This window comes from Richelia sinica FACHB-800 (assembly GCF_014698825.1).
Taxonomy (GTDB): domain Bacteria; phylum Cyanobacteriota; class Cyanobacteriia; order Cyanobacteriales; family Nostocaceae; genus FACHB-800.
Map to the genome: position 1 here is coordinate 1 of NZ_JACJTT010000015.1, position 12,894 is coordinate 12,894.

Sequence of the window (12,894 nt, forward strand, 5' to 3'; positions counted from 1 at the left end):
CTGGTTTAGTCTTTCTCTATCTTGTTCTCTTGGCAGGTTTTTGTTCATGCCCGTGATACTCTATCCAATTGTCCCTTTTGTCAATCCCCCTCCACCTGAATCCTTACATTTTTTCAATAGAAATATTACGCCCCTCACTTTATCTGTAGCGTCTATGTTTGCAACAAATTTTACTCAACGGAGAGGGGGGGATTCGAACCCCCGGAGGTTTTAGCCTCATCCGATTTCAAGTCGGACGCATTCGACCACTCTGCCACCTCTCCAAATAATCTGTCGTTCTTGACTGCTGTCATCATTGCACGGTAATAGGGCGCTTTTGGCAACTAGCACAAAAACCGACAGATAACAGTATATCCTATCATTACAAAGTTGGCACTACTGAAGGGGAACGTTGATAAAAAATTTCTTGGGAAACTATCTGAAAGTCTTCCCCCACCCACACTAAAGAGGCTTGGGTAACTACATTTTCCGCCAAAGTCACAAGAGAAAAATTCCTCAACTTCACACCTTGTTTTTCCACAATGCGGGGTACAGTGGCTGCATTTAAGTAAATAATGCCTTCTGGACTTTTAAATACTGCTTTCCGCATCACCTGCTTAGTATGACGGAGTGTACGGTGCATATGGCCAAAGGTGACTAGGGGGATAGTTTTACCAGTGGTGAGACACAGAGAAATGGCCTCAGCTAAATCAGGGTCGCCAAAATCCCCACCGATGGGATGCCAATCTTTACCACAGGGGTCTTCGGGGCGATCGCCTAAACCACTCGGCCCATTATGACCGACAAAGATAATGTTGTCACAAGCGGCACTTTTGACAGCTTGAAAAATTTTCTCTGCTGACTCTTCCAAGCTGTTGACACCATATCTTTCTCTACAGATGTCAGCGAACTTCCACTCTGGCCCACCCCAGCTAAAGGGACGACCCCCAACCACAGTTAAATTCCAATCAGGGAAATCCAACTTGCCATAACCAACTTGGGTAGAACCTAATAAATCCAGTTGTGCTTGTACCCAATCTTCCTTGGTTCTGTCATAGGGACATTTTTTCCGTCCCCATTCTGTGGCCGTGTACCAGGCATCATGATTTCCCATGACTACTGCTTTGGGAATTGCCAGGGAAGCGATCGCCCTGACCACTTCCACTGATTCATTACCAAAATCCCCCACAAACAGCACCAAATCCACACCCAGATGCTTGAGTGCTATGCCATCTTCCACTTCCCACTGGTCGTGAACGTCGCCAACTACAGCAATTTTGAGATTTTGAGTTTTTTGACTGGTCATGCCACTTTAAAAAGCTGTCTAATTCCAGCATAGGCAACTCCGCCCAATTTGGACACAACTTCAGGAGATTAACCGTCCACTATTTTTGGTAAAAAATACTATAATTAATTGTAACAAAAACATAAATTGCAGCTAAAAGCAACTTCTAACTGTGTTTACAACTACAATTACTCCCAACCAACAGGGTATACCACTAGATTTATTTGCCGCCATTGAGGATTTAAAAAAAGAACTCAATGCAGTGATATTAGCCCATTATTATCAAGACCCAGATATTCAAGATATTGCCGACTTTATTGGCGATTCCTTACAACTAGCCAGGGCCGCAGCTAACACCAATGCAGATGTGATTGTCTTTGCTGGGGTTCATTTCATGGCAGAAACCGCCAAAATCCTCAATCCAGATAAATTGGTATTGCTGCCAGACTTAGATGCTGGTTGTTCCTTAGCTGATAGTTGTCCTCCAGAGGAATTTGCCGCTTTCAAAGCTGCCCATCCCAATCATTTAGTAGTGTCTTATATTAACTGCTCTGCCGAAATCAAGGCCATGAGCGATATTATTTGTACCAGTTCCAATGCGGTGAAAATCGTGGAACAAATACCCAAAGACCAGCCGATTATTTTTGCCCCAGATCGGAACTTGGGACGATACGTGATGGAACAAACTGGCAGAGATTTAGTATTGTGGCAAGGTAGCTGCATCGTCCATGAAACCTTTTCCGAAAAGAAAATCGTCCAATTAAAAATTACCCATCCTGAAGCAGAAGCGATCGCTCACCCAGAATGTGAAACCAGCGTCCTCCGCCACGCCAGTTTTATTGGCTCTACAGCCGCTTTACTTAATTATTGTCAAAAAAGCCCTAGCCAAGAATTTATCGTTGCTACAGAGCCTGGCATCATCCACCAGATGCAAAAATTAGCACCCCATAAACACTTTATTCCCGCTCCTCCAGAAAACAACTGTAACTGCAACGAATGCCCATTTATGCGGTTAAACACCTTAGAAAAACTTTATTTAGCCATGAAAAATCGCTCTCCAGAAATTACCATGTCAGAAGATATTCGCGTGGCAGCACTGCGACCAATCCAAAGAATGTTGGAAATGAGTGTTTAGACTCAGATATTAATTCCTTAAGGGATTTTCAGGAAATCAATGATCCAATCGGGCTTCTAGTCTGGGTTTAAGGGACGGCCATCTTACCTAACCCCCAAAAATTAATTAGACCTCTAGTGGTCATTGAAGTAGAGACGTTGTATACAACGTCTCTACTATGTTTGATTTGAAAATTCCCCAATTCATTAAGTTTGCAACTTCTGACCGTCTAAGTAACGGTCATTTACAAACACAAAACATATCGCCCATCTGCACTAGCTTATAATTTCCAAGGGGACGCGCTTCTCCATCGGTTAGTTTAAGGGGGATAAATGACTATCAAACGGTTGCTTTTAATTGCGATGACACTGTTAGCGGTGGGTTTGTCATCTATATCTTTATCGAATAGTTGGCAAAAACCTCAGTTCCAAAGTCTGCTGGAACTTTATCAAACCAATATTGTCCTGCAAGCACAGGCTTGGCAACCTGAAGATAGTTCTGAGAGTGATATCCAAAACTTCCGAGAATTAATTCTGGGTGATAAACCTTTAGACAGCGCCCAACAACAATATCAACAAGCACAGCAGTCTGTCCAAGGGAATTTAGAGAAAACCAAGCAGAAATTAGCTCAACTTCATTCCCCCAGTACCACCATCATTACAACGCCAAAACCTCTACCTGAGAAATCTCCAGCTACCCAAATCTCTGGTCAAAGTCAAGAAAAACAATTACAAAAATCTCTGCAACAGCAGGAAAAACTACTAGCTGAGTTGAACTTGCGGCTAGGTATTTTACAAGCAACAGCAGGAGAAACAGAGAAAGCCATTTCAAGCTGGAGTCAATTATCACAGACAGCAGAGGTAGATAGTCAAACAGAATTACAAGCAACAGCAAATGTATTAACGGGAATCTGGAGTAACCCACCTCGTGTTTTACCCAATTCTCAACAGCTAATACAAAACAATTTAGCTGGTTGGTTTCGTTCTACAGCCTTGATTCAGTTATACCAACTCCAGCAGCGTCAAGATGCACTCACCGCGGTGGAAACGGAACGACAAGAAACAGCTAGTGCGGCAATATTGAAACTAGCCCTCATTGCTACTATTCCTAGTGTCACTGCCTTAATTGGTTCAATATTATTAGTTTTTTTGCTATTGCAACGTTTAATCAAAGGCAAAGAAGCAATTTTAGCCCAAAATGCAGAATTAGTTTGGTCAACTCCTTGGAATGGGGAAACGGTTTTACAAGTTTTTGTGTTTGGCTTTTTATTAATGGGACAATTGTTTATCCCAGAATTATTAACACTATTACCATTGCCTAGAGGGACAGGTAATGCTCGCATCGAAGCTTTTTCCGTGTTTGTCAGTTATCTCTTAGTGGCAACTGGTGCGGTGTCAGTGTTGTATTTATCAATTAAACGCTATTTCCCCCTACCAGAACAATGGTTTCGCTTCAGTCTCAAAGGTAATTGGTTTTTGTGGGGACTAGGAGGCTACTGTACAGCTTTACCAATAGTGGTGATTGTTTCTTTGATTAATCAACAATTATGGCGGGGACAAGGAGGTAGTAACCCTCTGTTACAACTAGCCCTAGAAAGTCGAGATTTTGTGGCTTTGGGGATATTTTTCTTTACAGCTGCCATTGCTGCCCCCTTATTTGAAGAATTTCTCTTTCGGGGATTTTTGTTACCGTCCCTGACTCGGTATATTCCCGTTTGGGCAGCGATTTTGGCTAGTAGTGTGTTATTTGCGGTTGCTCACCTCAGCTTGTCAGAAATCTTGCCATTGACAGCTTTGGGGATAGTTCTGGGATTAGTATACACGCGATCGCGCAATCTCCTCTCTTCTATGCTTCTCCACAGCCTTTGGAATAGTGGAACTTTACTCAGTTTATTTCTCTTAGGTAGCGGGAATAATTAATTAGAAGTTCAGAACTGTTACGTTACACCTTGTCGATGAAAACAGCCTTTGATGAGTACAACGACAGATTTAATTGAATCCCATTAAACCTTTGAAAAAGTAGAAAATATTCCTCAACATCGCTTCTACCCAAAGCATGGCACGGTCTAACCAAGCTAAAATTTGCTCTAAGGGATGCTTTTCATAACCTAACAAAGTGGCAGAAATTTCGATCCAATCTGGTTTGGCTTCAAATCCAGATTGTTCACCAACTTGCATTTTTTTACTTCCCTCCAATTGTTTATCATTGATGGATGGGTTTGATGTAGCTGCTGATGGTTCTTGCAAAAATTCTTCATCAGATACATTGGGGGAATTGTCTACTTCTCTCTCAATGGCATTTTCTGTAACCTCACCAAATAAATCATCCCAACTTAGCCAAGGGTCTTCTATATTTTCAGCAACGAATTGATGATTGTCGGGTAATATTTGCCGTTTCCCTGGAACAGGGGTAAAGGAGGATTGTAAATTCTTGACTTCAGTTTGAATTCTCTTTCTATCCCTATCACCAAAAAAGTAATTAATAGCGGCTGCAATTAATTCAGAGATATTTAACTGCTGATGTTCTACTTTGTCACTATTAACAGTGATTTCTCCTCTCGCTTCTACGTATTCTTTGCCATAAAGGAAGATATTTAGCTGAGTTTGAGCAGTTTTGATAATTCCTTGACCTTGGTTCTGCACAGGGACTAAGGCTTGAGATTCTAAATTAGCCACAACTGTGTCGAAAAATGCCAAAATTCTCCCAAATTTGAAGAAAGATAATGGTGAACTATCTTCAATAGCTGAACTAGATGGTAAGGCTGTTTGATTTTCTTGATTTTGACCTGTGAGCTTATTTAAAATATTGTCAATTTTAGGTAATAACTCTTGTTGTTTCGCTTCGGCAATTAACTGCAAAGAATATTTGTATTCAGTTATTTCACTATTAATTCTATCAGCTAATTTATGCTGTTGTTGGGGTGTTAAAACATCTAAGATTCGATTATCCGTAGTCACCAAAACTAAATGGCGATTTTCTAATTGTGATGCGATTCCTTGTACCTTGGGGATATGATGCTGGAGGGAATCTTCTGTTGGTAGGGAGTGAGTAAGTTGAGAATCAATTTGTGGTTGTTTGCGAGTAATTTTCGACCACCAAGACCCCAATACAGTTAAGGGGTTGTGACTGGGAGAACTTGTTTCCACCACTGCGGGAGAAGGGAGATGTTCCACCACTTCTAAGATATTTTGAATTGGTGTGTCCGTGGCTGGTGCTTCTAGTTGTAATTGTGGTTTTGTGGCTGCGGTACTAGATTTTAAACCCTTGCCCACGGATTCATCAGGTTGTAGGATTTTGTAAAGTGGGTACAACAGCGCCTCCACACTCCATTTTGCGGCTACTTGTAAATTTCTGAAGCCGCTTTCCCACTGTTGTGTCAACCGCCGAGATTGCTGGTAGACAAAGTTAAAGAGTTTACTTTGATAACGACTAGAGGAACCAGAAGACATGGTAATGATGTGTTAGTTGTACCGTAATGTGGTTGTGAGACTCCCGCAAAACTGTTAGTTTTCATCAGTGCCATCATCTTATCGAAAATATGACCCTTCCCGTATCTCCAGCAAATACCAAATTTATCTTTGCAGCAATAGAAAACTTACGTTCTTGCTGTCAAGTTAATATTCAGTCTACTTGGTTTTACCACAATCAAGACTGGGTAATTACTGAGGTTATATCTTCCCATTGGTCAGATTGGCAACCTGTCCACCTAAATGATAAAGAACATATTGCGTGGAGTGGGGGAAAACAGGTGCTGTGGTTGCAACAAAGCTTTGTGGTTCCCCAAGCTTTACAGGGCTATGATTTGCAGGGGTTGGGGTTACGGTTAGCTTTGGTTTGGTGGGCAGACCAAGCGGAAGTTTATGTGAATGGTAAGTTGGTAGGAGAGGGTGATTTATTTGACTCGTCGCCGAGGGTGCTGTTGAGTGGGGATGTAAAATGTGGGGATGAATTTCTAGTTAATATCCGGTTAGTGAGTCCGGGCCATTGTGATGGAGCGTTGATGCGATCGCTTCTGGTGTACGAGTCAACAGATTATAATTCTCCTGACCCAGGTTTTGTGGCTGACGAGTTGGGGGTGATACAGCTATTTTTAGCTAAGTATGCACCAGATAAGTTAAATGATTTAGCCGCAGCAGTTGAGGAAGTCGCAAATTATCATTTTCCAGACGACTGGAACACTTTTCTTGTTTCTCTCCGTCAAAAAATTCTCCAATTTCACATTCCTAATCTCAATTCTCACATTTATCTTTTGGGTCATGCTCATTTAGATTTAGCATGGCTGTGGCCTGTGAGTGAAACTTGGAATGCAGCACAAAATACCTTTGAGTCAGCTTTAAAGTTACAGCAAGACTTTCCAGAGTTAACCTTTTGCCATTCTACGCCAGCATTATACGCTTGGATTGAGGAACATCGACCAGATTTATTTGCAGCGATTAAAAGCCAGGTAGACGCAGGAAAATGGGAAATTATGGGTGGTTTCTGGGTGGAACCAGATTTGAATTTAATTGCTGGGGAGTCCATAGTGCGGCAATTATTATATGGACAGCGTTATTTTCAAGAGAAATTCGGTCGTATTTCCCCTATAGTTTGGGTTCCTGATACCTTTGGTTTTTGTGCAACCTTACCCCAATTTCTAAGACAGGCCGGAATTGAGTATTTTGTCACCCAAAAATTGCGCTGGAATGATACCACTAAATTTGATTATGGATTATTTTGGTGGCGATCGCCTGATGGTAGTCAAGTATTGAGTTTCATGTCTGCACCCATCGGCGAAGGTATCGACCCCATTAAAATGGCCACATACGCCTGTGAATGGCATAGCCAAACTGAGTTACAAGCATCGTTGTGGCTACCAGGAGTGGGTGATCATGGTGGTGGACCCACCCTTGATATGTTGGAAATTGGACGACGCTGGCAACATTCACCAGTATTCCCTAAATTAGAATTTACCACCGCCGAAAAGTATTTACAGCAAATTACATCCCACACAGCAAACCTTCCAGTTTGGGAAGACGAACTGTATTTAGAATTCCATCGGGGATGTTACACCACCCACGCTGACCAAAAAGCGTGGAACCGACGATGTGAAAACCTGTTATATCAAGCTGAGTTATTCGCTACCTTAGCTAAAGTCTGCTGTGGGGTGAAATATCCCCAACAAGAAATAGAAACTGCCTGGAAACGAGTATTATTTAACCAATTTCACGATATTTTACCAGGTTCCTCAATTACTCAAGTGTATGAGGATGCTTTACCAGAATGGCAACAAGTGGAAGAGGTGGGAAGCAAAATATTAGAGGAATCATTGCAAGCGATCGCATCTCACATTAATCTACCATCGCCACCCCATCCCCAAAGTATACCTGTCATAGTTTTTAATTCTCTCAACTGGCAGCGTTGTGAAGTCGCCACCATCACTCTACCTAATTCTCCAGAATCTCAACCCGGATGGCAAGTCTATGACATTTTAGGAAATCAACTTCCATCTCAACAGACCACATCTTCCACCCTAATTTTTCTTGCCTCTGTCCCCTGCGTAGGATATAACATTTTCTGGTTGACTCCATCAACTAACCAACCCACCACCCCACCTCCTCAGAACTGGACGCTAGAAAACCCATATTTACGTATTCATGTCAACCCAGACACAGGAGACCTCAGCAGCGTCTTTGACAAAACCCAACAACGAGAAATTTTCAGCGGTGCCGGAAACCAAATACAAGGCTTCCAAGACAGTGGACAATATTGGGACGCTTGGAACATCGACCCCAATTATCACCATCATCCCTTATCCCCAACTCAGCTAAAATCAATCCATTGGCTAGAATATGGCCCAGTCCAACAGCGGTTGCGGGTAGTCCGTCAATTAGGTGCATCAGAATTTTGTCAAGACTACATCCTCCAAACCCATTCCCCCCTACTCAAAATTGCCAACACCGTGAATTGGCAAGAAAATCAAGTATTAGTGAAAGCAGCATTTCCTCTCAACCTAGAAGCTGATTTTGCTACCTATGAAATACCTTGTGGTGTAATTCAACGTACCACCAAACCTCAAACCCCATCTGAACAAGCTAAATGGGAAGTTCCTGCTTTACGTTGGGCCGACTTAACCGCATACACACCCACAGGAAAATATGGTGTTAGTATTCTCAATGATTGTAAATATGGCTATGATGCCACATCTAACCAACTCCGTCTCACCCTGTTGAGAAGTCCCAACTGGCCAGACCCCCAAGCAGACCGAGGGTTACATCAGTTTACCTATGCCATATATCCCCATACAGATAGTTGGGAACAAGCACAAACAGTTAGATATGGCTATGAGTTAAACATACCTTTGCAAATAGTAGTTAACCCACCCCAACAACCAACAGAAAATCAATTTCTTCCTATCACAGCATCAGCAGTAGAGTTTTTCAATTTATCCAATGAAAACTTAGTTTTAATGGCACTCAAACCCGCAGAAGATAATCCCGAAAAAATGATATTGAGATTTTATGAATGCCAAGGCAAAACAACTCCAATTTCTTGGACAAGTAACTTTTTCAAAATAGATGAACGAGTGAATTTACTAGAAGAAACAATGACAACCAATGTGCCAGAACCCAACAATATCGAACCTTGGCAAATCATCACCCTATCTCTTTCTCCAAACTATAGCAGGTGATAGGTGACAGAGTAGAGGGGAGGAAAAAGAAGATATTTCTATTCCTCCTTGTCTCCCTTGTCCTCCGTTTCCCCCATTTCCCTGTTCCCTCTCCCAAATATAAAATTTATTTGCACGACTACTTATACAGATAGCCAAAAAGCAACTTTAGGCATAAAAAAAGTGGTTCTGCATAACACAGAACCACTCTTCAAGCTTGCTACAAAGTTAACTACAATTAGCGGGCTTGACCATGACTAGAAGCCACTTCAATAGGCTTCATCAGATACAGTTTCAAGAACTGCCAGCCTAGAGAAACAAACAGAGGCAGCTTTTGGAAGAATTGCAGGAATTTAGGAGTACCAGAGTTAGCGATCGCACTCAATTTTTCGTTATTCTGAATGCAGATATCTAACCGTTGATAAAATTCTGGATTCTCAACATCTAAAATCACAGGGAAAACCCGTCCTGCGGTTTCATTGGTCTTCTTAATCACATAGATGTCATACTCTCTAGCATCCAAACCAATAGAAGCATAAAAATCCTTGCGTTGGATGTCATTGAGATACATTGTGGCAAACACTGACAACAGGAAGAAGCGACTCCATAGCTTCGCTTTCCAGTCGTTCAACATTTGCGGCTGCGCTCTCATAATTGCGTCAAAGAAATCACCATGTCGGTTTTCATCCTGACACCAATTTTCAAAGAAGCGGAAAATTGGATAAATCCGGTCGTTAGGATTTTTTTCTAAATGGCGATAAATGGTGATGTAGCGCCAATAACCAATCTTTTCAGATAGATAGGTAGCGTAGAAAATGAACTTGGGTTTAAAGAAGGTGTAGTTACGGCTCTTGGTCAAGAAACCCAAATCTAAGGACAGATTAAAGTCTGACATCGCCTTGTTTAAAAAGCCAGCATGACGTGCTTCATCCCGTGACATCAGGTTAAAGCATTCAGCCAAAACAGGACTTTTATCCTTCAAACGGCGGCCGAGTTCTTTATACAACAAAAATCCAGAAAACTCTGCTGTACAAGAACGTTCCAGAAATTCAACAAACAATCGGCGAGTTTCCCCGTCAATATGATCCCAGGATTGTTCAAACTCGGCATCCCGAACAAAGTGATGGCGGTTGTAGTCAGTGCGAAATTCTTCCAGAATCGCTCTTAACTCATCTTCATTGACCGAGATGTCCATCCGCGCCATCTCATCAAAGTCAGTTGTATAAAAACGGGGTGTTAAGAGGGTTTCCTTTGCCGGGACTTTAATCCCGGGCCGTATTTCTTCAAAGCCTGGTTTTTTTAGGGAATCTACCATGTTTTGATTGCTCTTTTGTTTTTTTATCTTGAGTACACCAGAGAGCCAAAGCCTATGGTCTCACAAGGTGCTAATTACATACAACCATTATAAATTTGTATAAAATTCAGTCTACCAAGGCGTGAGCCGTAAACTCACATATAAAACGTTAAGAGTTGCAACAAAAATTTCTATTATTACTGATAAAGTTACAACTAAGGCTTAATTTTTCAGTTACAAGGCATCACAGTTAGGGTGTGACAGGCTTAACCAGAAAAAATTGATTATCTTAGAATTAATCACTACTCTAGCTACCCCTGCTGATATTCCAGAACACAGCAGCAGCGACATATTAAAGGGTTGATAAAAAATGAATTTGCAAAAGCATGAGCATAAACAGCGTCTGCTTATCTCTTATGTGTTAACGGGGGCCTTGTTTTTCGGTGCAGGAGGACTACACCGTTTATATAACGGCAAATTTGTCTCTGGGTTATTATGGCTGCTCACTGGAGGAATGTTTGGAATTGGACAATTTATCGATTTGTTTTTAATTCCCAATATGGTGGAAGATTACGAGGAGAGATTGAGGATTAAAGCAGGTCTATCTCCCTTGGGTGTACCCTTCGACCCACCAGTTAACACCACCCAAGTATATAGTCCCATTGGCAACCAACTGGTTGTGAAATTAATTGAAGCAGCGGAAAGCAAAGGAGGAACTTTAACTGTGACTCAAGGAGTGAAGGCTACAGGAGCCAGTTTTGCAGATGTAGAAGCAGCTTTCAAGGAAATGCTGCGGTCAGGATACGTGAAAATAGACAACGACCCCATGACTGGAGCCGTTACCTACCATTTTCATGAACTGTGAAGTCAATTGTTACTGACAGGTAACAACTGACTAATTACTAATTACTAATTTCTACCTAGCCACTTTTGACCATTTAAGCGGTAGACTAAGCGAGATACCAACAAATCAAGAGTGATTTTACGCTCATCAATCAAGAAGGATTCAAGAGTGCTAGGTTTTTTACCTTCGTTACAGGAAAACCCTTTTTTACCTTGAATGTCGGCTTCTGGAAAATATACATTAAATTGGCGTTGCCCACTTTGCCAACTACCAATCACTTGCCAGCATTCTTCTGCGGAATCAAAGCCGACAATTGGATATTTCTGCTTGCCAAATGCCAATTGTAAATCTGACACTCCTTGTTGAGCAATTGCTTGTTGTAAAGCTGGCAAGTAATCTTGCTGCATGAACTCCTCAAATGGTTTATCTTCCACACTCGGAGCTTTTTCCTTTTTGGGAGCCTTAGCAGCAGCAGGTTTGTCTTCAGCAGAGACAGCAGCATTGGGGTTAACTGCTGGATTAGCTGTTTTAGGGTCTGGTGTGTTGGCTGTAGGGAGGTTTGAGGCTACAGGTTTGTTACGGCTAGGAGCCGCTTCTCCCGCTTGATTTTGATTGGTTTCTTCTGCCATTGCTCAGGTCAATCCTTTATTTAGCTTGCAGAGCGATCGCCTTATTGAGGATAATTGACTTAACCAAGTACCCTGTGGCGCTATACTCCACGCAGTCGCTCACCTTGAGTTAGTAAGTTAATTTCATTTTGACATACCAGAGCATAGCGATAGCTATTGAAAATATATACTCAATAGTTGTTTTGATTATATTTATTTTTCTCGATGATGACGATTTAATCACAACATATGAATATCCGCATCGTTGCCGAACAACTGCAAATTGAATTTACATTTACAGAACAACTTTTAGCTGTTCGGTTTCAAAAAATTTGGCAAATTCCTTTAGCGAATATCACTCAAGTAACCACAGAACTACCACCTAATACTTGGAAAGAAATACGCGCTCCTGGTAGTTTTGTTCCTGGGTTAATTAAAGCTGGAACCTATTACAATGATAGGGGTAAAGAGTTTTGGTATGTCACCAGAAAAAATAACTTTGGTCAGGTTTTAACAATTGAATTAACAAATGAAAACTATCGAAGAATTGTTTTTAATAATATAGATATAGCCACTGTTAATGAAGTGAGCGCAATAATCAATCAAAAAACTCAGATGGAGTAAGCAATATCTAGTCATAAAAATTTTCTCCCCACTGATTAGGGGGAGAAACCAAAGAACTTTCCTGCTGATATCTTCGATGTATTTTCTCAACCACCAGCTACAGCAGGAACAATGCTGACTTCATCACCATCTTTCAACGGTGTGGCTGTACCATCTAAAAAGCGGATATCTTCGCTATTAACGTACAAATTCAAAAACCGTCTGGGCTTACCTTCTTCATCACAGATTCGTGATTTAATCCCAGGACAGACTTGCTCTAGAGAATCAAATAATTCAGCAACGGTACTACCAACACATTGTAAGGTAGCTTGGTTATTAGTAAATTTTTGCAGAGCAGTGGGAACTAAAACTGTTACAGCCATCTTTAATGATTAATTTCCAATTCAGTGGTCGGTTGTCATTAGCTAGTTGTCCCCGATGAGTTGTCAGAATCAGGTCAGCAGGAATGAAGATTTTCTGCTCATTTCCCTGCTGTTTACCCCCTTTTACTTGTCACCAAG

10 protein-coding genes and 1 tRNA gene are annotated in these 12,894 nt (G+C 41.5%); 5 read left to right on the forward strand and 6 right to left on the reverse strand.

Features of this window, described 5'->3' with window-relative positions; translation table 11 throughout:
- Positions 1–178: 178 nt before the first annotated feature.
- Both H6G73_RS12390 and H6G73_RS12395 read right to left on the reverse strand, forming a co-directional pair.
- Positions 179–263 (reverse strand) — tRNA-Ser (locus tag H6G73_RS12390).
- Positions 264–361: 98 nt separating this feature from the next.
- Positions 362–1,285 carry a TIGR04168 family protein gene (locus H6G73_RS12395; protein ID WP_190604804.1) on the reverse strand — a complete coding sequence of 308 codons (924 nt, stop codon included), beginning with the start codon at positions 1,283–1,285 and terminating at the stop codon, positions 362–364.
- A 151-nt stretch (positions 1,286–1,436) separates the two neighbouring features.
- Here H6G73_RS12395 and nadA point away from each other — a divergent pair, with 151 nt between their 5' ends.
- Positions 1,437–2,399: a quinolinate synthase NadA gene (nadA, locus tag H6G73_RS12400; protein ID WP_190604806.1), complete on the forward strand. Its 963-nt coding sequence runs from the start codon at positions 1,437–1,439 to the stop codon at positions 2,397–2,399.
- A 311-nt stretch (positions 2,400–2,710) separates the two neighbouring features.
- Positions 2,711–4,297: a CPBP family intramembrane glutamic endopeptidase gene (locus H6G73_RS12405; RefSeq protein ID WP_190604808.1), complete on the forward strand. Its 1,587-nt coding sequence runs from the start codon at positions 2,711–2,713 to the stop codon at positions 4,295–4,297.
- Between the two features lie 69 nt (positions 4,298–4,366).
- On the opposite strand, the gene H6G73_RS12410 is transcribed toward H6G73_RS12405, so the two are convergent.
- Positions 4,367–5,827 (reverse strand): hypothetical protein, encoded by a 1,461-nt coding sequence (locus H6G73_RS12410; RefSeq protein WP_190604810.1) that lies wholly within the window; start codon positions 5,825–5,827, stop codon positions 4,367–4,369.
- An 89-nt stretch (positions 5,828–5,916) separates the two neighbouring features.
- Between H6G73_RS12410 and H6G73_RS12415 the strand changes: the two genes are divergently transcribed.
- The gene (locus tag H6G73_RS12415) at positions 5,917–9,045 is read left to right on the forward strand and encodes an alpha-mannosidase (protein WP_190604812.1); all 3,129 of its coding nucleotides are present in this window, start codon (positions 5,917–5,919) and stop codon (positions 9,043–9,045) included.
- 217 nt (positions 9,046–9,262) lie between these two features.
- Here H6G73_RS12415 and acsF read toward each other — a convergent pair whose 3' ends face one another.
- On the reverse strand, positions 9,263–10,339 hold the full coding sequence (gene acsF, locus H6G73_RS12420) for a magnesium-protoporphyrin IX monomethyl ester (oxidative) cyclase (RefSeq protein ID WP_190604814.1): 1,077 nt from the start codon (positions 10,337–10,339) through the stop codon (positions 9,263–9,265).
- Positions 10,340–10,688: 349 nt separating this feature from the next.
- Here acsF and H6G73_RS12425 point away from each other — a divergent pair, with 349 nt between their 5' ends.
- Complete coding sequence (locus H6G73_RS12425; protein ID WP_190604816.1) at positions 10,689–11,183, forward strand: TM2 domain-containing protein; 495 nt, start codon at positions 10,689–10,691, stop codon at positions 11,181–11,183.
- Between the two features lie 44 nt (positions 11,184–11,227).
- Here H6G73_RS12425 and H6G73_RS12430 read toward each other — a convergent pair whose 3' ends face one another.
- On the reverse strand, positions 11,228–11,791 hold the full coding sequence (locus H6G73_RS12430; protein WP_190604818.1) for a DUF2996 domain-containing protein: 564 nt from the start codon (positions 11,789–11,791) through the stop codon (positions 11,228–11,230).
- Between the two features lie 228 nt (positions 11,792–12,019).
- Here H6G73_RS12430 and H6G73_RS12435 point away from each other — a divergent pair, with 228 nt between their 5' ends.
- Positions 12,020–12,394 carry a hypothetical protein gene (locus tag H6G73_RS12435; protein ID WP_190604820.1) on the forward strand — a complete coding sequence of 125 codons (375 nt, stop codon included), beginning with the start codon at positions 12,020–12,022 and terminating at the stop codon, positions 12,392–12,394.
- 86 nt (positions 12,395–12,480) lie between these two features.
- Here H6G73_RS12435 and H6G73_RS12440 read toward each other — a convergent pair whose 3' ends face one another.
- Positions 12,481–12,756: a MoaD/ThiS family protein gene (locus H6G73_RS12440; RefSeq protein WP_190604822.1), complete on the reverse strand. Its 276-nt coding sequence runs from the start codon at positions 12,754–12,756 to the stop codon at positions 12,481–12,483.
- Positions 12,757–12,894 lie beyond the last annotated feature (138 nt).